The organism is Lysinibacillus sp. A1 (genome assembly GCF_000801965.1).
Taxonomy (GTDB): Bacteria; Bacillota; Bacilli; order Bacillales_A; family Planococcaceae; genus Lysinibacillus; species Lysinibacillus fusiformis.
Genome location: NZ_JSZM01000013.1, coordinates 32,499 through 54,128, shown reverse-complemented (window position 1 = coordinate 54,128; position 21,630 = coordinate 32,499). Strand labels below are relative to the sequence as shown.

The window sequence follows — 21,630 nt, the reverse complement described above, 5'->3', positions numbered from 1 at the left end:
AGAGAGGGAAGGAGCGTACTCAAGTACGTGACTGACTGAACGACAGCAGCTGACGAAGAAATACGATGTATATTGAAAGCCGACTATAGTCTAGTGATGATGGCAAAGAGGTCACACCCGTTCCCATACCGAACACGGAAGTTAAGCTCTTTAGCGCCGATGGTAGTTGGGGGCTTCCCCCTGTGAGAGTAGGACATCGCTAGGCGCAAAAAGTCGCTACTGATACACTCAGTAGTGGCTTTTTTTTCTGTCTAAAATTCCAAAAAGTAGATAAAGTAAGGAGGCATTTCTTTGAATGAAATGCCTCCTTACTATTTTAGACAGTTGCTGCTCGTAGTTCGATACGACGAATTTTCCCAGATGTTGTTTTTGGTAACTCATCGATAAAGACAATACTACGAGGATATTTATAAGGTGCCGTCAGTGCTTTTACATGCTCCTGTAGCTCCTTGATTAGTTCATCTTCATTGTGTCCCTTATAGCCATCTCGTAAGATTACGTAGGCTTTGACAATATGCCCTCTAATTTCATCTGGAGCAGCTACCACAGCACACTCTTGTACAGCATCATGTTTGTTTAAGGCATCTTCCACTTCAAATGGGCCAATCGTATAACCAGATGAGATAATAATATCGTCGCCCCTACCTTCAAACCAGAAGTAACCATCTTCATCACATTTTGCTTGATCACCTGTAATGTACCATTCACCGCGGAATGCCGCTTGTGTCCGCTCAGGCTCACGATAATACTCTTTAAACAAGGCTGGCGATGATTTGTGTATCGCAATATCGCCAACCTCGCCAACAGGTGCCTCATTGCCTTCATTGTCGATAATACGTACAATATTACCTGGAGTTGGGACACCCATGGAACCAGGTCGTAGCTCCGTGTTTTCCAAAGTACCAATGAGTAATGTATTTTCAGTTTGACCATAACCATCGCGGACTTTTAAACCAAAGTGATTCTTAAATGTTTCAATGACTGGTCGATTTAATGGCTCACCAGCAGAGACAGCACTACGAAGAGAAGATAGATTATAGTCTTTTAAATTCTCAAGTTTTGCCATGATACGATATTCAGTTGGGGTGCAGCAAAGAACATTAACCTTTTCATCTTGCAACAGCTGAAGATATGTTTTTGCATCAAATCCACCATGATAAACAAAGGCAGTAGCTCCCAACATAATAGTAGATAGGAACGGACTCCAAATCCATTTTTGCCAGCCTGGAGCTGCAGTTGCCCATACTAAGTCTCCTTCACGTACACAAAGCCATTGTGCAGCCGCTGTTCGAATATGCGCGTAGCCCCAGCCATGAGAATGGACGACGCCTTTAGGCTTACCTGTTGTTCCAGAAGTATAAGAAAGGAATGCCATGTCATCGCGCTTAGTAGCAACAGCCGTAAATGTATGTGGCTGAGAGCTAGCCAATTCATCTAAAGAAGACCAATCTCCTGTAGCTGTTCCGATGACCATTTTGTTTTTTAAAGCATCTACAGAAGACGAAACTTTGTCTACTTCACTAGTAAATACTTCATAGGCGATAACCGCACTAGCAGAAGAATGCTCCATGCGATACTCTAAATCACTTGCACGCAACATCTCTGAACAGGAAATAGGAACAATACCCGCTTTTAAACAGCCTAGGAAAACAAAATATGCCTCAGGTAGGCGAGGAATAATAACTAATACACGATCTCCTTTTTGAAGCCCCTTCTTCGTAAAGGCATTTGCGTATTGATTCATTTTTTGAACAAGCTCAACGTAAGTAACGGTTTGTCTCTCTTGTTGTGTATTTAACCAACGTATGGCTTGGCGTTCACTATCTTGCGAAAACTTTTCTAATTCCTCTGTGATGTTATAAACATCCGGTGCAATTAAATCCTCTATTACCATTTGAACATTCCTCCCCCTAAAATGATAGAAAATTCATAAAACTATTTTTATTTTAACAATTGCAATAATATACAGCAAGAATAATTAATACACAAAATAGAAATTTTAGATTTAATAGAGAACTATTATGCATTCTAAGTACTATTTAAGAAAGCCTCGACAAGAAAATATAATATTTTACACAAATGTGTTGCATTATTTAGAATGCTTGCTATAATAATAAATGTACTTAAGAGGTTGTCTAAGACCGATTTGAATAGTATTGTTCCGAAGTAGCTCAGTTGGTAGTAGCACCTGACTGTTAATCAGGTTGTCGCAGGTTCGAGTCCTGCCTTCGGAGCCATTTTTTTGCTCATTTTTAAGATGGATTTATACATAAAAAATGTAGAAAAGTGTTGCAAGAATGTAGAAATAGTGTTATTATAATTCTTGTCTTGTTTGAGACATAAGTTTGGCCCCTTGGTCAAGTGGTTAAGACACCGCCCTTTCACGGCGGTAACACGGGTTCGAATCCCGTAGGGGTCACCAATTAAAATACATCATCATGATGTACAGGCTTTAAAAAGAAAATAAACTGGGATATAACACACCTGTTTCTATGGAGGATTAGCTCAGCTGGGAGAGCATCTGCCTTACAAGCAGAGGGTCGGCGGTTCGAGCCCGTCATCCTCCACCATTATTCTTGTGTTATTTCGGAGGGGTAGCGAAGTGGCTAAACGCGGCGGACTGTAAATCCGCTCCTTAGGGTTCGGCGGTTCGAATCCGTCCCCCTCCACCAGTTTTATAAATGATTGGGGTATAGCCAAGCGGTAAGGCAACGGATTTTGATTCCGTCATGCCTAGGTTCGAATCCTAGTACCCCAGCCATTTTTCTTTTATGAGCCATTAGCTCAGTTGGTAGAGCATCTGACTTTTAATCAGAGGGTCGAAGGTTCGAGTCCTTCATGGCTCACTTTTATAGAATAAAATATATTCAAAAGTGATATAATAAATACAGATAACTAATCTCTTACTGAAAACAGTAGGAGATTTTTTTATGCTATTTAAGAATGAATAAATATACGTATTTATGTTGGGTTGAGCCAAGTGGTAAGTAGGCTTTACAATAGTCTTATAACTTATAGGGGGTATAAAAACATGAATAAACTTAATATTTCTATTATTGGAGTACCAACAGATTACGGACAAACACGCCGAGGCGTAGATATGGGACCAAGTGCTATTCGTTATGCAGGCGTTGTTGAACGTTTAGCAAGTATTGGACACGAGGTACAAGATCAAGGGGATATTCGTGTTAGTCAAAAGCATGCAAACGCGGCAGTAGATGAAAAGTTATTGAATTTAGAGGAAGTAGTAGAAGTTAGTACGGCTTTAGCTAATAGCGTACATGAAGTAGTCGAACAAAAAAAATTCCCACTTGTATTTGGTGGTGACCATAGTATTGCTATTGGGACACTTGCTGGATTAGGGGAACATTATAAAAATCTAGGTGTTATTTGGTATGATGCACATGCAGATTTAAATACACCTGAAACTACACCTTCAGGCAATATACATGGGATGCCTTTAGCAGTTAGTATTGGGCTTGGGCATGAACGTTTAGTTCAAATTCGTACTAATGTGCCAAAAATTAAGCCAGAAAACGTTATTATTATCGGAGCTCGTTCTGTAGATCCTGGTGAGCGTGATTTGATTCGTGAACAGGGAATTAAAGTATACACTATGCATGAAATTGACCGACTTGGCATGACGCGTGTTATGGAAGATGCACTTGCCTATTTAAAAGATCGAGATGTAGATGGATTACACCTATCGCTGGATTTAGATGGACTTGACCCTCTTTATACACCAGGGGTTGGAACACCAGTGCCAGGTGGGATTACGTATCGAGAAAGTCATTTAGCGATGGAAATGTTACAAGAGTCGGGAATGTTAACTTCAGCAGAGTTTGTAGAAGTTAATCCGATATTAGACGAGAAAAATACAACAGCAAATGTAGCTGTTGCTTTAATGGGATCTTTATTTGGAGAAACTTTAGTTTAAAGAAAATTTTTCAAAAAATTGCCTGTTGCCACATTGCATAAAAATCTTTTGCTATAATTGAAATAAAACGAAACTTTTCTTATCGATGGGTCGTATAGTATAAGACAGTTGTAAAGGTGGAGAAGTCAACACAATGGATGCGTTAGTAAATAAGAGAATAAAACAAGTGCTTAAAGGCGATCAAAACGCATTTGCCGATATTGTGAGTCTCTATCAGCACAAACTGTACCAAGTATGCTATCGAATGTTAGGTAACAAACAAGAATCTGAAGATATTGCTCAGGAAGCTTTTGTTCGGGCATATATGAATTTGCATACTTTTGATCAGAAAAGAAAGTTTTCCACGTGGCTTTATCGCATAGCGACAAACCTCTGTATAGATCGTATTCGGAAAAAGAAACCGGATTATTATTTAGATGCAGAAGTAGCTGGTACAGAAGGGCTTGATATGTATTCACAAATCGCAGCTGACGACCAGCTACCAGAGGAGCAGTTAGAGCAAATGGAGCTGCAAGATCGCATTCAATACGAAATTGGACGTTTGCCGGATAAATACCGTTCCGTTATAGTATTGAAATATATAGAAGAGTTATCGTTGCAAGAAATTAGCGAGATTTTAGATATGCCGCTTGGAACGGTGAAAACGAGAATTCACCGCGGACGTGAGGCATTACGTAAGCAGTTAAACAATCTGTAGGAGGGGGAGCGTCATGAATACTTGTCCAGAGCATATTATTGATTATATGCATGATTATTTAGACGGTGACATTAGTCGTGAGCATGAGCAAGAGTTAAAGCAACACTTGCATACATGTAATGATTGTAAACAGTTGATGCATGAATTGAGTGAAACAATCGCCTTTGTGAAGAGTGCTTCCCATATTACAGCGCCTCCGGATTTTGAAGCAGCAGTAATGGCTCGTTTACCAAAACCAAAAAGTCGAGTAGGCATACAAAAATGGATACGCCGACATCCATTTTTTGTGGCAGCAGCAGTATTTTGTTTATTTATGAGTGCTACCTTGCTCGGTAGCTTTATGGATGACCAGCATTTCTCTGTGACCAAACAGCCCAATTTAGTTGTGGATGGTCAAACGGTTATCGTACCTGAAGGAGAAGTTGTAAAGGGCGATATTGTGGTGAAAAATGGCGATTTGGTTGTTGAAGGAGAAGTTGATGGTAACGTCACAGTCATAAACGGGCAATACATGGCATCTTCAGCAGTAGTTTCAGGAAGAATTGAAGAAATTGACGAAGTATTTGAATGGTTATGGTATACAATTAAAAACTCTGTAAAATCAGCCATGACATTTGATGAAAAGGAAGAAACTAAATAACACTCTATACGTCCTAAAAAATAGTGCACGTGAGAGGCTGAAAGGTCTACTCTTATGAGTAGACTTTTTATTTGAAAAAAGTTACATTTGATAAGAATGTGCTATACTTGAATGTGTATGGATTCGTAATGAAAAGTGGGGGATGCCACGTGCAAATTATTGAACATTTCACAGATTTAACGCCTGTGAATATTGTTATTAACTTCATCGATGTACTGCTCGTTTGGTACGTTGTTTATAAGGTCTTAACCCTCATTAAAGGTACGAAGGCTGTCCAATTACTTAAGGGAATTTTCGTCATTATTATTGCACGAATTGCAACAGACCTTTTAGGGTTACAAACATTAGGCTGGATGTTACAGCAGGTCATTGAATTTGGTTTCTTGGCAATTATTATCATCTTCCAACCTGAAATCAGACGAGGCTTAGAACAAATTGGTAGAGGTAAACTTTTCCAACGATCATCTAGTCAAGAAGACGAGGAGCAAACAAGGCTTATAGAGGCTATGAAAAAATCTGTAAGTTATATGGCAAAACGTCGAATAGGTGCGTTAATTTCAATTGAAAAAGAAACAGGTCTTAATGAATATATTGAAACAGGTATAGGTCTAAATGCTGAAATTTCTTCAGAATTGCTCATTAATATCTTTATACCGAATACGCCACTACATGATGGGGCGGTTATTATGCAAAGAGATAAAGTTACAGCGGCAGCTTGTTATTTACCTCTATCTGAAAGTCCATTTATTTCAAAGGAGTTAGGGACACGCCACCGTGCTGCGCTTGGGTTAAGTGAAGTTACGGATGCAATTACAATCGTTGTCTCAGAGGAAACAGGCGCCATTAGTATTACGTTGAATGGTAATCTCCATCGTAATCTTTCTCTAGAGGAGTTCGAGACACTATTACGAAAAATGTGGTTCGGATCAGCACAAGAGTCAAATGCAGCCTCTAAGTTAACTTGGAGGGGGAAAAAGAATGGATAAAATGATGGATAGCCCTTGGGTATTAAGAATCATCGCGCTATTTTTAGCATTTTTGCTTTTTTTCTCAGTTCGTACCGAGCTATCTCCAATCAATACAACAACCACCACTGAACAGACTGATATTATTCGTGATGTGCCAGTAGATGTTTATTATGATAATGAGAATCTGATTGTAACAGGTTTACCTGAAACAGTAGATGTGAAGATAAAAGGGCCAATGCCTGTTGTTATAAAAACAAGAGCAACAAAGGATTTCTCAGTATTTGTTGATTTAAGTAATCTATTGATTGGCGAGCATGATGTAAAGCTACAATACGAAAATATTTCTGATAAGTTAAAGGTTACATTAGACCCTGCAACTATTCATGTAAATATTGAGGAAAAGGTCACGAAAGAGTTCCGAGTGGACCCTGAGATGAATACTCGACTAATCGAAGAAGGGTATATTTTAAAGGATATGGTAGCTGATCCACCAACTGTTTACGTGACAGGTGCAAAAAGTGCTATTGAAAGCATCAGCTATGTAAAAGCAACTGTTGCTGGAGAGCCAGGCTTGAAGCAATCCTTCTCTCAGGACGCGGCAGTAAAAGTATTAGATCGAGACTTAAATAAGCTTGATGTGACAATTGAACCTGATACTGTTAATGTTCAGGTAGATATTGGGGAATATAGTCGAGAACTCCCGGTTGTTTTGAGGGAAACAGGGCAAGCATTGGAAGATATAACGATCAATTCTTTAACGTTTACGCAAAAAATGATTAAAGTATATGGCAGAAAATCGATTATTGATGGTTTAACAGAAATTCCAATAACAGTGGACCTGTCAAAAATTACAGAGTCAAAAACTTATGAAATTGATGTAAAATTACCAGATGGTGTGACAAAAATATCTGATAAGAAAATAAAAGTGAAGGCAGATATTACAAAAGTAGAGAAGGAAGAAGAGCAGAAAACACCAGCTTCTACAGAGGAACCGCCACCTCCTACTGAAGAAACTGATGTGAAGGATGATAGTACTACTACTGATAAAAATACGCCAACCGATGAAACGGAAGATATTGATTCTTAAACAATATCTGACTATAATTTTATTTTGATTCTAAATCAAAAATCTAACCGGAGTTTGTTTTGGTGGGTAGACCGCAATATATTCACCAGACAAACTAACTGAGTGGACTATTAAAAATTACCAATGAATAAACAAAAGCAGACTTTTCCAAAAGTAAGCGGACAAGTGTCTATGGATGAATATGACACAGTCTTGCATTGAAGGAGAGAATAAGTAGAATGGGTAAATATTTTGGAACAGATGGCGTCCGTGGCGTCGCCAATAGTGAACTAACACCGGAATTTGCATTTAAACTTGGCCGTATAGGTGGCTATGTGTTAACGAAGGATGCAACTGACCGTCCTAAGGTTTTAATTGGTCGTGACACACGTATTTCAGGCGAGATGCTGGAAGGTGCACTTGTTGCTGGTCTCTTATCAATTGGGGTAGAAGTAATGCGTCTTGGAATTATTTCAACACCAGGTGTGGCATACCTTACTCGCATTATGAGCGCAGATGCAGGCGTCATGATTTCAGCTTCGCATAACCCAGTAGCGGACAATGGCATCAAATTCTTCGGTCCAGATGGCTTTAAACTAACAGATGCACAAGAAGAGGAAATTGAAGTTTTACTTGATGCTCAAGAGGATACATTACCACGTCCAATAGGGGCAGATTTAGGATCTGTAAGTGACTATTTCGAGGGTGGACAAAAATATATTCAATACTTAAAACAAACAGTGGATGAAGAATTTGATGGTATCCATGTAGCATTAGACTGTGCACATGGTGCTACCTCCTCATTAGCGACGCATCTTTTTGCGGATCTAGAGGCTGACATTTCTACAATGGGCGCTTCTCCAACTGGTCTAAATATTAATGATGGTGTAGGTTCAACGCATCCTGAGGGACTAGCTAAGTTTGTATTGGAAAAGAATGCAGATGTTGGTCTAGCATTTGATGGGGACGGTGACCGTTTAATTGCTGTAGATGAAAACGGTAAAATTGTTGACGGCGATCAAATTATGTTTATTATTGGAAAGTATTTAAATGCAGTTGGTCGTTTAAAGAAGCAAACAATTGTTTCAACTGTTATGAGCAATATGGGCTTCTATAAGGCTGTCGAAGATAATGGTATGCAAAGTATACAAACGGCAGTAGGAGATCGTTATGTTGTAGAGGAAATGCGTGCTAATGATTACAATTTAGGTGGCGAACAATCAGGGCATATTGTTTTCTTAGATTTTAATACAACAGGTGATGGTCTACTAACAGGTATTCAGCTTGTCGACATTATGAAAGCAACAGGTAAGAAGCTATCAGAGCTTGCTGCTGAAATGAAAATCTATCCTCAGCGTCTTGTCAATGTTCGCGTAACAGACAAGCATGCAGTGACTGAAAATACGAAAGTGGCTGCTGTGATTGCAGAGGTAGAAGCGGAAATGGCAGGAAATGGCCGTGTCTTAGTACGTCCTTCAGGTACTGAGCCACTTGTTCGTGTAATGGTGGAAGCTGCTACAGAAACAGATTGTGAGCGTTTTGTTGACCGTATTGCAGATGTTGTACGTGCAGAAATGGGCTTAACAGAATAGTAAATATAGGACATGAACTCGATTTCCGTTTTTAGGAAATCGAGTTTTTCTTGTTTGAAATGGATGTTTGAAATAGAAAAGATGGGGAACAGTAAAAGGGAGTCACAATAAACAAGGAGTGTTTGATAGATATGGCTAAAATTGCTACAGTTATTACCGATATGTTCGAGGATAGTGAATTTATAAGTCCTAAGGAAGCTTTAGAAGCGGCTGGACATCAGCTAGTAACAATTGATACAGAGGCAGGAAAAGTAGTAAAAGGAAAACATGGGGAAACAGTAAAAATTGATAAAGGCATTGATGAAGTAAAGGCCACTGATTTTGATGCACTGTTTATACCTGGTGGTTTTTCTCCAGATATCTTACGTGCCGATGATCGAGTAGTGGCGTTTGTAAAATCCTTTATGGATGATATGAAGCCAACCTTTGCCATTTGTCATGGACCGCAGCTACTAATTACGGCAAAAACACTAAATGGTCGTGACGCCACGGGTTATAAATCCATTCAAGTAGATTTAGAAAATGCAGGGGCAAAATTCCACGATGAAGAAGTATTCGTCTGTCAAAAGCAACTAGTAACAAGTAGAACACCAGATGACCTACCTGCCTTTAATAGAGAAATAGTAAATTTATTAGCTAGTAAATAATAAAAAGGGCACAAGCTGTTTGGGCTTGTGTCTTTTGCTATCTTTTGGGAAATATGATGAGCGCATTTGTGATTGGATCAAGATTAATATGCCTTCTGCTATACCCTCAATGCCCATAATCGTACGTTGTTTGACAATTTCATATCCATACATTGTGCAACGATTAATGCTTTCTAATACGATCTCCTTTAAAACTTCTTTGAGCATTTCACTCACATACTCTACAGATCCGCCTCCACTAACAATTGTTTGTCTACATATTTGTCACGAAAAAGCAAGAGTACTAGGTATTTTTTATAACGAAAGTTTGACGGATAGCATATGATTGAGTATGATGGAGAAGTTGAAGACGAGGTCCGACCTTGTTCTTTAACGGACGCAGAAGGAGGAAAGAGAGCGTAAAATCGGAAAACAATTATAGCGCCTGAGCTGAAGAAATTGGACGAAATGGATCTTCAGCAGACGAGGTGGAGGTTTATCGAAAATTCGGCGGATACCTCCCGATCGACATACCCGATTGTCATTTTTCATTTTGAAAGCATTTAAGCGATTGAATGTACAGGAAATGGAAAAGGTATCGTAAAGCAATAGATGAATAGTAGAAAACTTCACATATCGAATGCCTCATTCAGATGGCTGAATGATTTGATTGCATGTACGGGAGTGTTTTATTTTATATAAAAATTAAGCATGCTTGTCCATTCTAAAAATTCGATAGATGAGGTCTACTTTGTCATTGCGTTAAATTGACATTATCGGAGGACGAGAATTTATGTGTGGAATTGTAGGATATATTGGTGAATCAGATGCAAAGGAAATTTTATTAAAAGGCTTAGAGAAACTAGAATACCGTGGTTATGATTCAGCAGGTATTGCAGTACGTAATGAAGAAGGCGTAACTGTTTTTAAAGAAAAAGGACGTATCGCAGACTTACGAGGAGCGGTAGATGAAGATGTTGCTGCTAAAATTGGTATTGGTCATACACGTTGGGCAACACATGGTGTACCAAATCGTTTAAATGCTCACCCGCATCAAAGTGCATCAGGGCGATTTACGCTTGTGCACAATGGGGTAATTGAAAACTATCATCTATTACAAAAAACGTATTTAAAAGGCATTCCGATGAAATCTGATACAGATACAGAGGTTATCGTGCAATTAGTAGAATTGTTTGTAAAGGAAGGTTTAAGCACAGCAGATGCTTTCCGTAAAACATTATCTTTACTACATGGTTCATATGCGCTTGCATTATTAGATGCAGAAGCTGCAGATACAATCTTTGTAGCGAAAAATAAATCACCACTTTTAGTTGGAATTGGTGAAGGCTTCAATGTTGTTGCTTCAGATGCAATGGCTATGCTGCAAGTGACAGATCAATATGTAGAGCTTCACGACAAAGAGGTTGTAATTGTACACAAAGCTAGCGTTGAAATTACAAAACTAGATGGTTCTGTAGTTGAACGTGCACCATATACAGCAGAGCTTGATATGAGCGATATTGAAAAGGGGACATATCCTCATTATATGTTAAAAGAAATGGATGAGCAGCCTACTGTCATTCGCAAAATTATTCAAGCGTATGAGGGTGACAATGGCGATCTAACAATAGATACAGAAATCTTAGAAGCATTGCGAGCTGCAGATCGTTTATATATTATTGCGGCGGGCACAAGCTATCATGCAGGTCTCATTGGTAAACAATATTTCGAAAAAATGGCTGGTATTCCAGTAGAAGTTCATATTTCTAGTGAATTTGGCTATAATATGCCATTACTTTCAGAAAGACCATTATTTATCTTTATTACACAATCAGGTGAAACAGCAGACAGCCGTCAGGTACTAGTAAAAATTAAAGAGCTTGGCTACCCAACACTAACGATTACAAATGTTCCTGGCTCAACTCTATCACGAGAAGCTGACCACACATTATTATTACATGCAGGTCCAGAAATTGCGGTAGCTTCTACAAAAGCATATGTGGCGCAAGTTGCTGTTCTTGCTTTAGCAGCATACGTAACAGCAAAAGCAAATGGCACAGGCTTAGAATTTGATTTAAAACAAGAGCTTGCGATTGCCGCAAACGGTATCCAAACAATGATTGACTCAAAAGAAGTATTAGAAGACATCGCAGAGGACTACTTAAAAATTGCGCGTAACGCATTCTTCATTGGCCGTAATATGGACTTCTATGTGAGCCTTGAAGGGGCCTTAAAGCTAAAAGAAATCTCTTACATCCAAGCAGAAGGATTTGCTGGCGGTGAGCTTAAACACGGAACAATTGCTTTAATTGAAGAAGGTACACCAGTATTTGCACTTGTTACACAGGCATCAGTTGGGCTAAACATCCGTGGTAATGTGAAAGAAGTCGCTGCGCGTGGTGCATATCCATGTATTATTGCAATGGCTGGTATCGATGAGGATGGAGACCGTTTAGTCATTCCGCATGTTCACGAATACCTAACGCCACTTGTATCAGTAGTGCCATTACAGTTAATCAGCTACTATGCGGCCCTCCACCGTCGTTGTGATGTGGATAAACCACGTAACTTAGCTAAATCGGTGACGGTTGAGTAATTATTCATTCGGGACAAAAAATTCATGTTCAGTTACAATAAAGTTCTATACTAGACAAAATAGTTGTATACTTTACAATAAAGTCTTATACTGGACAAAAAAGTTGTATACTGGATATTCAAACAATTTCTATGAGTGATTCTAACTATATTATTGTATATAAATAAGATAAACCTTGATACAGTATGATGCTGTATCAGGGTTTTTGTTTTTTCAAAATGGCTTTCAAACCTTTCATTTTTCTAACTATATATATATAAAGTAGGTACATTAAAATAACCTTGGTACATTGTCTACTGTGCCAGGGTTTTGTTTTGTCATTATTACCGTTGAATTATAATCCTTAGAGCAGGAATTAAAACTTTTTTTAAAAAAAAATTGCTATTAATTAATGAGTTGTAGAAAGGTATCAAAAATAAACTTCTTAATTTTGATATGTATCAACATATGCATATATTCTCCACATTTATAGTCTATACTTTATTTTTAAATGTTCTGTAGAAAGGTTGCGTGAGAGTATTTGTTAGAACAATTAAATTTAATACTTGCATTTGGGGCTGGATTATTATCATTTGTATCACCTTGTTCATTACCATTGTATCCTGCTTTTCTATCTTATATAACAGGAATATCCTTTAATGAACTAAAAGAAGAGAAAGGGATCTTAAGACGAAAGTCTTTAATACATACCCTGCTTTTTTTACTTGGTTTTTCTATTATTTTTATGGCATTAGGTTTCTCAACTTCTTTTATCGGAAAGATTTTTATTCAGTATAAAGAGTTACTAAGGCAATTTGGAGCAATTTTCATGGTCTTTTTTGGATTAGTTATTCTAGGTTTCTTTAAATTCGATATTTTACAATCGGAAAAAAAGATTAGTTTTAAAAAAAGGCCCAAAGGATATTTTGGCTCAGTACTTATTGGTATGGGTTTTGCAGCTGGATGGACACCTTGTACTGGACCAATTCTTGCCGGAGTAATAGCTTTAGGAGTGTCTAACCCCGGGCAAGGAATGTTGTACATGTTATTTTATGTGCTAGGTTTCTCTATACCTTTCCTAATAATGTCCTTATTTATTGGAAAAATGAAGTTTCTTCAAAGAAAAAATGGACTGTTTATGAAAATAGGTGGTGCAATAATGATTCTGATGGGGGTTTTATTGTACTTTGATATGATGACTAAAATTATTGCGTTTTTAACACCTATTTTTGGAGGATTTACTGGCTTTTAGTTTTATATCATATAAGAGGGGAAGGAACCAAACTTAATTATGGATAAAAAAAAGAGACGATTTCTTATGCGTTCAATTATATTAATTGTATTATTTGGGGCAATATTATTTACAGTATATACAACTTTAACTAAAGAAAAAAATGAAGTATTACAAATAGGGGATAATGCTCCAAATTTTACTCTAGTTGATATGTATGGTGATAAACATAATTTGGAGGAATACAAAGGACAAGGTGTCTTTTTAAACTTTTGGGGGACTTGGTGCAAACCCTGTGAAAGGGAATTCCCAATTATAGATAGATATTATAAGGAATATAAAGAAAAAGGTATACAGGTATTAGCTATAAATATAGCAGAATCCGACTTCGTGGTTCAAAATTATATTGACCGAAAAGGTTTAACTTTTCCGGTATTAATTGACAAAAACAAAAGTGTAATGGAAGCATATAATATAAATCCATTACCAACGACTATTCTTATTAATTCAGAGGGTAAAATAGAAAAAATAATCACTGGAGAAATGAAAGAACAGGATATAAAGAGTTACATGGAACAAATTTTACCAGACTAAGTAATAATTTTTTAGACTAATAAGAGAGGTGAAAAAATTAGTGAACAAAATCTCTACAAAATTAGCATCGTGTTTTTTTATTGTAGTGCTAATAATGGATTTATTTCTTATGTTTTATCTTCATCGAAATATAATTAATTCGAGAGTTGAAGAAGAATATTATACATTATTGGCGAATGGTGCTAATCATAGAGATGTTTTAATTGAAAATTTTTCTGAAACTACAATAAAACATATCGTTTTGATGGAAAAAAGTAAAGATCGTGCGGTGATCATTACCGATAATAAAGGAAATATCATTGGTAGTTCAGATATTAGTGAATCTTTAAGTGGACAAATAGTTTCTTTAATAAAGAACGTAGACGTAGAAACAGATGAATTATTGACTTCTAACTGGAAAGAATCCCCTTATATTATGAGTGTGCATCCTTATATCTCAAATACAAATCAATCTGGATACGTTTTAATGCTACAAAGTACTGGTTCTCTTAATAAGATGGTTCATGAATTAACTGAACATTTTGGTATGGCAGGTGCTACAAGTTTTATTGTACTTTTTATTGTTTACGCGGTTCTGTCAAAAGTTATAACAAGACCTTTAATACGGATGAAAGAGGCAACAGAGAAATTAAGCAAAGGTGAGTTTAATGTAAAGCTTGCAATTAAAAGTAAAAACGAGCTTGGTGAGTTAGCAAGTTCAATTCAGAAATTAGCCAATGATTTAGAACGTTTAAAAACAGACCGGAATGAATTTCTGGCGTCAGTGGCTCATGAATTAAGTACACCGTTGACATATTTAATTGGATATTCAAAAGTAGCGATGAGAGAGAGTCTAAGTAAGAAACAAAGAGAACAGTATCTTGAAATTATTGTTGAAGAGTCCAATAGAATGAAGGAATTGGTAAAAAATTTATTAGACTTGGCTAGAATGGACGAAAACACATTTACTGTCATGAAAGAATCTTTCTCTGCTCGATATTTTTTCGAAGCAATATGTAAACTTGTTGCTCCTTCATATGATCTCAAGAATATTAAGTTGAACTTTGTTTGCACTGAAGATTTTCAAATATATGCTGACCCATTACGTTTAGAGCAAATTGTCATAAACCTATTGGATAATGCTTTGAAATATTCAAAGGAAAATACAGAGGTAACATTAAAGGCTTGTAAAAATGAAGGGAAAACAAGAATTGAGGTTATTGATACAGGTATTGGCATTCCACAAGAAGAAATTGACTTCATTTTTGAGAAGCTATATCGTGTTGAGAAATCACGTTCTCGTGCATATGGTGGTTCAGGAATTGGACTTGCTGTTGTGAAGGAATTAGTAGAAGCACACAATGGTACCATTGAAGTCAAAAGTAAACTTGGAGAAGGAAGTACATTTACGGTGATCATATAACACATGGAGGTTAAATATGCAGACAATTTTGATTGTGGATGATGAAGAAAGAATGCTCGATTTAGTCGAATTATTTTTAATTCCACATGGATATACCTGTATTAAAGAAAAGAGCGGAATAAAGGCAATAGAGAGAATTAAGAAAGAAAATATCGATCTCGTTTTATTAGATGTTATGATGCCTGAAATGGATGGATGGGATGTTTGTGAATCTATTCGTGAATTTTCAAAAGTACCCATTATAATGCTAACTGCAAGAGCTGATAAATCTGATTTAGCTAAGGGACTTTTATTAGGTGCAGATGACTATATATCCAAGCCATTCGATGAAAGAGAGTTAATAGCAAGAATCAATGCTGTTTTGCGTAGAATTGTCGGATTTGAAAAGGATAATGAAAATATCACTTTTAAAGATTTTGTTTTAGATAAAGAAACATATTCTCTACACTACCAAAATTCAAGTGTGCAACTTACTTTAAAAGAATTTTTAATTATAAAAGCATTAATATCTCGACCTTCTAAGACATTTACAAGAGAGGAATTACTGCATGCTGCATGGGAATATGAAACAGATACAGATACGCGGACTGTTGATTCACATATAAGAAATCTAAGAGAAAAATTAAGTAAATCTGACTTTCCTACCGATGAGTTCCTTAAAACGGTTTGGGGAATAGGGTATAAATGGAGTTAAAAGGAGAAAAGTATGAAAAATTACAAAATTTGGTTAGGTCTATTAGTTATTGTTTTAGTTTTAAGTGCTTGTAATTCAAAAGAAAAAGATAGTTATTCATTTGAAGAAGTGGATAACCCAAAAATTGAACATATACATGGTTTGGGATATATAAATGGTAAAAGTGATTTTGTAATTGCAACACATAGAGGATTGTATAAATATGGTGTAAAGGGTTGGGAAGAAGCGAACAGCCAAAAACATGACTATATGGGCTTTCAGGCGGTCAAAGATGGCTTCTATTCAAGTGGACATCCTGAGGAAGGCTCAAACCTTAAAAACCCTTTAGGAGTTATAAAAAGTACAGATGAAGGAGCAAATCTAGAACAATTAGCCTTTTACGGCGAAATTGATTTTCATTATCTTGCAGCTGGTTATGATTCGAATACAATCTATGTCATTAATGAAACACCTACAGAGAATATGAGTGGTGGATTGCATTATTCAATTGATGAAGGGAAGTCTTGGACTGAATCAGCTATGAATGGCTTTAATTCCGAGTTTGTTTCTAATTTATCAGCTCACCCTTCCAAAAAAGAAATAGTTGCAATTGGTAGTAAAGATGGAATCTTTGTTTCGAATGACTATGGAGTTAACTTTAAATTACTTAAGTCTACTCAAATGGTTACATACGTAACTTTAAATGAGAATGGGGGTTACTATACAAACTATGACTCAAATTCTGTTTCCCTTAGATCATTCTCATTGGATAGTAAAGAAGAAAAAAATATACAACTCCCAAACGAGATAATGCAAGACCCAATTATTTATATCGCTTCTAATCCTACTAATCGAGAAGAAATTACTTTTGTAACAAATAATCTTAACTTCTATCTTTCTAAGAACGAAGGGGAATCGTGGGATAAATTAGCTTCAGAAGGGGAATTAAAAATAAAATAAGGTTATTGAAGGGTGATTGAGATGTATAATTTGATGTCTCAAATTAGTCAAACCATAAGTGAACCAGTTTCTGTATTCTTAAATTCATATGAGCATTCCCCAATCATTATATCTATCCTCCTTGGGTTGATAGGTGCATTTGCTCCATGTCAACTGACTGGAAATATTAGCGCTATTACGTTATATGGTAATCGTACTATCCAATTAGGTAGTAATTGGAGAGAGATCGTTTCGTTTATTATGGGTAAAGTCATAGTATATAGTGCAATTGGTTTGTTGGCGTGGGCATTTGGACAAACATTTGAAAACAAAATAATTAATTTCTTTCCGGTTTTCCGAAAATTGATTGGTCCTCTATTAATACTTACCGGACTTGTGTTAATGGGGACAATAAAGTTAAGAATATTAAATCGAATTTCAAAGAACGTTCCTACTATACTAAAAGAAGGTTATATTGGTTCCTTTTTTCTAGGAGCTAGTTTTGCAATTGCATTCTGTCCAACAATGTTTGTACTCTATTTTGTATGGCTAATGCCAACCGTTATGTCGACTTCATATGGATTAGTGTTACCTGCAATATTTGGATTGGCAACATCAATACCTCTTGTCATCATCTTATTTTTTATATGGTACTTTGATATTAAGGGATTAGTAATGAAGAAAAGTATTAAAGTAGGTAGGTTTATTCAAAAAATAGCCGGAGTTACTCTTTTTATTATTGGAATTTTTGACACAATTACTTATTGGGGAATGTAAATATAAATAATTTAGAAACAAATAAAAGTACATTGCTTTTCAAACATTAATAGAAATCACTATTGTTACAAGTGTTAAGTTTAGATTACGTAACTTGTTCTCCATATTTTCTCCACATATTTTTTCTAAGATACATGTGTAGATTACTATGAGGAGAATAATAATATGGAAACACATTTAATAAAAAAGGTTGCGATTTTAGTAGTAATCTTCTTAATACTAGGTTCAAATTTTGTTTATAGAGTTCATGGCGCAATGAAGGTCGAATCTCCTTTGATTAGCAGTGAAGCTGCTATATTAATAGATGAAAAAACGGGGCGAATTTTATATGAAAAAAATCCAAATCAGAAGATGGCTCCTGCTAGCTTAACAAAGATAGCAACTGCAATATATGCAATTGAAAAAGGGAACCTAGAAGACATTGTCACAATTAGTAAAAATGCTAGAGAAGTTGAAGGAACTAGGGTTTTTTTAGAAGAAGGAGAAAAGGTTAATCTAAGAAAGCTTATTCAAGGCTTACTTGTGAATTCTGGTAATGATGCAGGTATTGCTATTGCTGAGCATTTGGATGGGTCTGTAAAACAGTTTTCGACTAGTATAAATAAATATTTAGAGAATATTGGAATACAAAATACGAACTTTGTAAATCCCCATGGACTATATGATCCAGATCATAAAACTACTGCACAAGATTTAGCAAAAATTACGAAATACGCAATGCAAAATAAGGAGTTTCGTAAAATTTTTGGTCTAAAGGAACTTAATTGGGATGGCAAATCGTGGGATACTACTCTTTATAGTCATCATAAATTAATGAGAGAGCGACCTTATGAAGGAATAACGGGTGGAAAGACTGGATATGTTGATGAATCAGGAATAACTCTTATAACAACAGCAACAAGAAACGATATATCGGTTATTGTCGTAACGCTTAAAGCGCAAACAGAAGACATGGCCTATAACGATACAATAGAACTTCTTGATTATGCATTTGAGAATTTTGAGTCTAGGAATATTCCGATGGGAAAAATATATAAAATTGATGAAATGTCCTTTAAGACCAAAGAAAAACTCGATTATATAGTTTTACAACATGAAACAGTTAGTCAAAGAATCTCTGGAAAGGGTCATTTAGAGCTATTAAATCAAAATCAGGATACTATCGCATCTTTTCAGTTAGAAAATGCCAATAGTAAAATAAATAAAAATGTAACTCATAAAGACACAGAGGACTCGAATTTAAATCAGGATGCATCGGTGTACACAAAATTTAGCGTAATGTTTATTTTCGTCCTATTCATCTATTTAAAGTTTATTCGAAAGAAGAAATTAATATAAATTAAGACAAAGAATGAGGTACATTTTTATCCTCATTCTTTTTTTGTTAAATAATAATTTTATTCAAATTACAATTCATAATTTTTGCATAACTTTGGGGTAAATTAAGATTAAATAAGAAATATTTTTTCTAGGAAACCTAGGAGAAATGAATTCAAGAAAAATGAGGGAACATTCACTAAAAAAATAGTACACATCTGATTTATATTTAGAGGAGTGATATTTGATGGAGAGAAAAGAAAAAAGAGACCACATCCACAATCATAATGTTTCGCATGAACCAATAACAAATCATATGCAAGATGTTCATGAAAATTACAGCCCTAACAATAAGAAAAATAATGAACACAATCATCATCAACATAATCAAAGCGAGGGTAACAACAAACACCATGGTCATTCGATTTCTGATTTTAAGAAAAGGTTTTGGGTATCTTTAGTATTAACGATTCCAATATCATATTTATCCATGATGATTCAGATGCTTCTTGGATATAAAGTAAATTTTGCTGGTGACACATTATTACTATTCTTACTTTCAACAATAGTCTTTTTCTATGGAGGAAAACCATTTTTACTTGGAGCATGGAGTGAATTGAAAAATAGAACTCCTGGGATGATGCTATTAATTACTCTTGCTATCGTAACAGCTTATGTCTATAGTTCACTAACAGCATTTTTCATTGAAGGAAGTGACTTCTTTTTTGAATTAGCAACCTTAATTGTTATTATGCTTCTTGGACATTGGATCGAAATGAGATCAATAATGGGTGCTTCAAAAGCATTAGAAGAGTTAATTAAATTAATGCCTAAAGAAGCTCATAAGTTAGATGCATCAGGCAACCTTATTGAAGTATCTGTTGAAGATTTAAAACCAGGTGATCAAATACTAGTAAAACCAGGCGAGAAAATTCCCATTGATGGAATAGTTTTTGAAGGACACTCTACAGTTGATGAATCGATGTTAACTGGGGAATCAATTCCTATTGAAAAAAAGGTAGGTATGGAGGCCATTGGGGGTTCAATTAATGGAGAGGGTGTACTAAAAATAAATGTTAGTAAAACAGGCAGTGACACTTATCTTGCACAAGTAATCCAATTAGTAAGCGATGCAGAAAAAACTAAATCAAAAGCTCAAGGATTTGCTGATACAGCCGCTAAATGGTTATTCTATGTCGCTATTGTTGCAGGTATTATCACACTGGTTTATTGGTGGTCAACAGATGACTTTGATTTTGCATTAGAAAGAATGGTGACAGTTTTAATAATTGCTTGTCCTCATGCTTTAGGTCTAGCTACTCCTTTAGTAACATCACGTTCTACATCTATTGCTGCTAAGAAGGGTTTATTAATTAGGAATCGTACTTCATTTGAAAACGCATTTAAAATCAATAGAATTGTGTTTGATAAAACTGGTACCTTAACTGAAGGTAATTTTGGTATAACGGATATTCATCCAGTTACAGGGGTTAGCGAAAAAGAATTATTAAAGCTTGCTTACTCTGTAGAAATTCAATCTGAACATCCAATAGCAAAGGGAATTGTAAAAGAGGGTAAGAAGCAAAATATAAAAGTATCTGAAGTAAAAGGTTTTAAAAATTTAACAGGTAAAGGGTTAGTGGCTAATGTTAACGGGTCTGAAATTGCAATTGTTAGTCCAAATGTTTTAAAAGAAAAAAATATTAGCTTCGATGAAAGTACTTACGAAAAACTTGCACAACAAGGTAAAACCGTTATTTTTATATTAAAGGATAATGTATTTTTAGGCATGATTGCTTTAGCAGACATAATAAGGGATTCCTCTTATAAGGTTATAAAAGAATTGAGTGATTTAGGTATTGAAACCGTTATGATGACAGGTGATAACGTGCGTGTAGCAAAATATGTTGGTGAAAAACTAGGCATGACGAAAGTTATTGCTGAAGTATTACCCCATGAAAAAGCTAATAAGGTGAAAGGACTAAAAGAAGAAAATTCGAAAGTTGCAATGGTTGGTGACGGTGTTAATGATGCGCCTGCACTGGCTGAATCAGATTTAGGTATTGCGATCGGTGCAGGCACAGATGTGGCCATTGAAACTGCAGATGTAGTACTGGTAAACAGCAATCCAGAGGACATTCTGAATACATTAAAGCTATCGAAAGCTAGTCATAAAAAAATGGTCCAAAATTTAGGGTGGGCAGCTGGTTATAACATTCTTGCAATTCCACTAGCTGCAGGCGTTTTATATAGTGTAGGTATTGTTATTACACCTGCAATTGGAGCTGCTGTCATGTCCTTAAGTACGATTATATGTGCAATAAATGCACAATTGCTCAAAATCGAATAAGTAAAGATGAAGCAAAAAATTCGTCAAATATAATTTGACGAATTTTTATTATATTGTAAAAAAAAGATTCCAATTTCCTGATTAGTTAAAACTATATATTAAATTTTACATATAGTATATCAGAAGCTTAGTGAACAGAGGGGGGATATAAGTGTGTATAAATAACAACTTTATAGAAGATCAAGCTTTTCATATAACAGAAAAGATTTTGGGGAACTCCATATACAAAGTGGTGAGGATTGAAGG

General features: G+C 35.8%; 18 protein-coding genes, 6 tRNA genes and 1 rRNA gene. 23 read left to right on the top strand and 2 right to left on the bottom strand.

Annotated features, from left to right (window positions below; all coding sequences use genetic code 11):
* Positions 1–89 precede the first annotated feature (89 nt).
* Positions 90–205: ribosomal RNA gene (gene rrf / locus PI85_RS12965) — 5S ribosomal RNA — on the top strand.
* 111 nt (positions 206–316) lie between these two features.
* Here the strand turns inward: rrf and mbcS are convergent.
* On the bottom strand, positions 317–1,894 hold the full coding sequence (mbcS, locus tag PI85_RS12960; protein ID WP_036121533.1) for an acyl-CoA synthetase MbcS: 1,578 nt from the start codon (positions 1,892–1,894) through the stop codon (positions 317–319).
* Between the two features lie 266 nt (positions 1,895–2,160).
* On the opposite strand from mbcS, the gene PI85_RS12955 reads away from it, so the two are divergent.
* The 13 genes from PI85_RS12955 to PI85_RS12895 all read left to right on the top strand — a co-directional run bounded on the left by PI85_RS12955 (position 2,161) and on the right by PI85_RS12895 (position 9,547).
* A tRNA-Asn gene (locus tag PI85_RS12955) sits at positions 2,161–2,237 on the top strand.
* A gap of 110 nt (positions 2,238–2,347) precedes the next feature.
* A tRNA-Glu gene (locus tag PI85_RS12950) sits at positions 2,348–2,422 on the top strand.
* A 72-nt stretch (positions 2,423–2,494) separates the two neighbouring features.
* Positions 2,495–2,570 (top strand) — tRNA-Val (locus PI85_RS12945).
* Positions 2,571–2,588: 18 nt separating this feature from the next.
* Positions 2,589–2,672, top strand: a tRNA-Tyr gene (locus PI85_RS12940).
* Between the two features lie 14 nt (positions 2,673–2,686).
* Positions 2,687–2,761 (top strand) — tRNA-Gln (locus PI85_RS12935).
* A gap of 12 nt (positions 2,762–2,773) precedes the next feature.
* Positions 2,774–2,846, top strand: a tRNA-Lys gene (locus PI85_RS12930).
* A 185-nt stretch (positions 2,847–3,031) separates the two neighbouring features.
* Positions 3,032–3,937 carry an arginase gene (gene rocF / locus PI85_RS12925; protein WP_036121531.1) on the top strand — a complete coding sequence of 302 codons (906 nt, stop codon included), beginning with the start codon at positions 3,032–3,034 and terminating at the stop codon, positions 3,935–3,937.
* 133 nt (positions 3,938–4,070) lie between these two features.
* On the top strand, positions 4,071–4,634 hold the full coding sequence (sigW, locus tag PI85_RS12920; RefSeq protein ID WP_004225410.1) for an RNA polymerase sigma factor SigW: 564 nt from the start codon (positions 4,071–4,073) through the stop codon (positions 4,632–4,634).
* Between the two features lie 13 nt (positions 4,635–4,647).
* Positions 4,648–5,274, top strand: coding sequence for an anti-sigma factor (locus tag PI85_RS12915; protein WP_036121528.1), 627 nt, complete (start codon positions 4,648–4,650; stop codon positions 5,272–5,274).
* 149 nt (positions 5,275–5,423) lie between these two features.
* Positions 5,424–6,260: a diadenylate cyclase CdaA gene (cdaA, locus tag PI85_RS12910; RefSeq protein ID WP_012296035.1), complete on the top strand. Its 837-nt coding sequence runs from the start codon at positions 5,424–5,426 to the stop codon at positions 6,258–6,260.
* Positions 6,253–7,329 carry a YbbR-like domain-containing protein gene (locus PI85_RS12905; RefSeq protein ID WP_036121526.1) on the top strand — a complete coding sequence of 359 codons (1,077 nt, stop codon included), beginning with the start codon at positions 6,253–6,255 and terminating at the stop codon, positions 7,327–7,329. Before cdaA ends, PI85_RS12905 begins: the two co-directional genes overlap by 8 nt.
* A gap of 218 nt (positions 7,330–7,547) precedes the next feature.
* Positions 7,548–8,900, top strand: coding sequence for a phosphoglucosamine mutase (glmM, locus tag PI85_RS12900; RefSeq protein WP_036121524.1), 1,353 nt, complete (start codon positions 7,548–7,550; stop codon positions 8,898–8,900).
* A gap of 131 nt (positions 8,901–9,031) precedes the next feature.
* Entirely contained in the window at positions 9,032–9,547 is a 516-nt protein-coding gene (locus PI85_RS12895; RefSeq protein ID WP_036121523.1) for a type 1 glutamine amidotransferase domain-containing protein, read from the top strand.
* Here PI85_RS12895 and PI85_RS24440 read toward each other — a convergent pair.
* A complete protein-coding gene (locus tag PI85_RS24440; RefSeq protein ID WP_144422562.1) occupies positions 9,533–9,754 on the bottom strand; it encodes a hypothetical protein in 222 nt (73 codons plus the stop codon). The genes PI85_RS12895 and PI85_RS24440 overlap by 15 nt on opposite strands.
* Positions 9,755–10,319: 565 nt before the next feature.
* On the opposite strand from PI85_RS24440, the gene glmS reads away from it, so the two are divergent.
* The 9 genes from glmS to PI85_RS12845 all read left to right on the top strand — a co-directional run bounded on the left by glmS (position 10,320) and on the right by PI85_RS12845 (position 21,384).
* Entirely contained in the window at positions 10,320–12,122 is a 1,803-nt protein-coding gene (gene glmS / locus PI85_RS12885; protein WP_036121520.1) for a glutamine--fructose-6-phosphate transaminase (isomerizing), read from the top strand.
* Positions 12,123–12,642: 520 nt separating this feature from the next.
* Positions 12,643–13,353: a cytochrome c biogenesis CcdA family protein gene (locus PI85_RS12880; RefSeq protein WP_009374095.1), complete on the top strand. Its 711-nt coding sequence runs from the start codon at positions 12,643–12,645 to the stop codon at positions 13,351–13,353.
* A 39-nt stretch (positions 13,354–13,392) separates the two neighbouring features.
* Positions 13,393–13,926 carry a thiol-disulfide oxidoreductase ResA gene (resA, locus tag PI85_RS12875; RefSeq protein WP_036075026.1) on the top strand — a complete coding sequence of 178 codons (534 nt, stop codon included), beginning with the start codon at positions 13,393–13,395 and terminating at the stop codon, positions 13,924–13,926.
* 94 nt (positions 13,927–14,020) lie between these two features.
* Complete coding sequence (locus tag PI85_RS12870) at positions 14,021–15,328, top strand: cell wall metabolism sensor histidine kinase WalK (RefSeq protein WP_232735614.1); 1,308 nt, start codon at positions 14,021–14,023, stop codon at positions 15,326–15,328.
* 16 nt (positions 15,329–15,344) lie between these two features.
* Complete coding sequence (locus PI85_RS12865) at positions 15,345–16,022, top strand: response regulator transcription factor (protein WP_009374092.1); 678 nt, start codon at positions 15,345–15,347, stop codon at positions 16,020–16,022.
* A 12-nt stretch (positions 16,023–16,034) separates the two neighbouring features.
* Positions 16,035–16,961, top strand: coding sequence for a F510_1955 family glycosylhydrolase (locus PI85_RS12860; RefSeq protein ID WP_009374091.1), 927 nt, complete (start codon positions 16,035–16,037; stop codon positions 16,959–16,961).
* 21 nt (positions 16,962–16,982) lie between these two features.
* The gene (locus PI85_RS12855; protein ID WP_009374090.1) at positions 16,983–17,717 is read left to right on the top strand and encodes a sulfite exporter TauE/SafE family protein; all 735 of its coding nucleotides are present in this window, start codon (positions 16,983–16,985) and stop codon (positions 17,715–17,717) included.
* A gap of 165 nt (positions 17,718–17,882) precedes the next feature.
* On the top strand, positions 17,883–19,055 hold the full coding sequence (locus PI85_RS12850; RefSeq protein WP_009374089.1) for a D-alanyl-D-alanine carboxypeptidase family protein: 1,173 nt from the start codon (positions 17,883–17,885) through the stop codon (positions 19,053–19,055).
* Positions 19,056–19,281: 226 nt separating this feature from the next.
* Complete coding sequence (locus PI85_RS12845; RefSeq protein ID WP_009374088.1) at positions 19,282–21,384, top strand: copper-translocating P-type ATPase; 2,103 nt, start codon at positions 19,282–19,284, stop codon at positions 21,382–21,384.
* Positions 21,385–21,630: the final 246 nt, after the last annotated feature.

Coding starts and splice junctions, on each gene's coding strand:
- mbcS (WP_036121533.1), bottom strand. CDS start 1,894: ATGGTAATAGAGGATTTAATTGCACCGGATGTTTATAACATCACAGAG.
- rocF (WP_036121531.1), top strand. CDS start 3,032: ATGAATAAACTTAATATTTCTATTATTGGAGTACCAACAGATTACGGA.
- sigW (WP_004225410.1), top strand. CDS start 4,071: ATGGATGCGTTAGTAAATAAGAGAATAAAACAAGTGCTTAAAGGCGAT.
- PI85_RS12915 (WP_036121528.1), top strand. CDS start 4,648: ATGAATACTTGTCCAGAGCATATTATTGATTATATGCATGATTATTTA.
- PI85_RS12905 (WP_036121526.1), top strand. CDS start 6,253: ATGGATAAAATGATGGATAGCCCTTGGGTATTAAGAATCATCGCGCTA.
- glmM (WP_036121524.1), top strand. CDS start 7,548: ATGGGTAAATATTTTGGAACAGATGGCGTCCGTGGCGTCGCCAATAGT.
- PI85_RS12895 (WP_036121523.1), top strand. CDS start 9,032: ATGGCTAAAATTGCTACAGTTATTACCGATATGTTCGAGGATAGTGAA.
- PI85_RS24440 (WP_144422562.1), bottom strand. CDS start 9,754: ATGCTCAAAGAAGTTTTAAAGGAGATCGTATTAGAAAGCATTAATCGT.
- glmS (WP_036121520.1), top strand. CDS start 10,320: ATGTGTGGAATTGTAGGATATATTGGTGAATCAGATGCAAAGGAAATT.
- resA (WP_036075026.1), top strand. CDS start 13,393: ATGGATAAAAAAAAGAGACGATTTCTTATGCGTTCAATTATATTAATT.
- PI85_RS12870 (WP_232735614.1), top strand. CDS start 14,021: ATGGATTTATTTCTTATGTTTTATCTTCATCGAAATATAATTAATTCG.
- PI85_RS12865 (WP_009374092.1), top strand. CDS start 15,345: ATGCAGACAATTTTGATTGTGGATGATGAAGAAAGAATGCTCGATTTA.
- PI85_RS12860 (WP_009374091.1), top strand. CDS start 16,035: ATGAAAAATTACAAAATTTGGTTAGGTCTATTAGTTATTGTTTTAGTT.
- PI85_RS12855 (WP_009374090.1), top strand. CDS start 16,983: ATGTATAATTTGATGTCTCAAATTAGTCAAACCATAAGTGAACCAGTT.
- PI85_RS12850 (WP_009374089.1), top strand. CDS start 17,883: ATGGAAACACATTTAATAAAAAAGGTTGCGATTTTAGTAGTAATCTTC.
- PI85_RS12845 (WP_009374088.1), top strand. CDS start 19,282: ATGGAGAGAAAAGAAAAAAGAGACCACATCCACAATCATAATGTTTCG.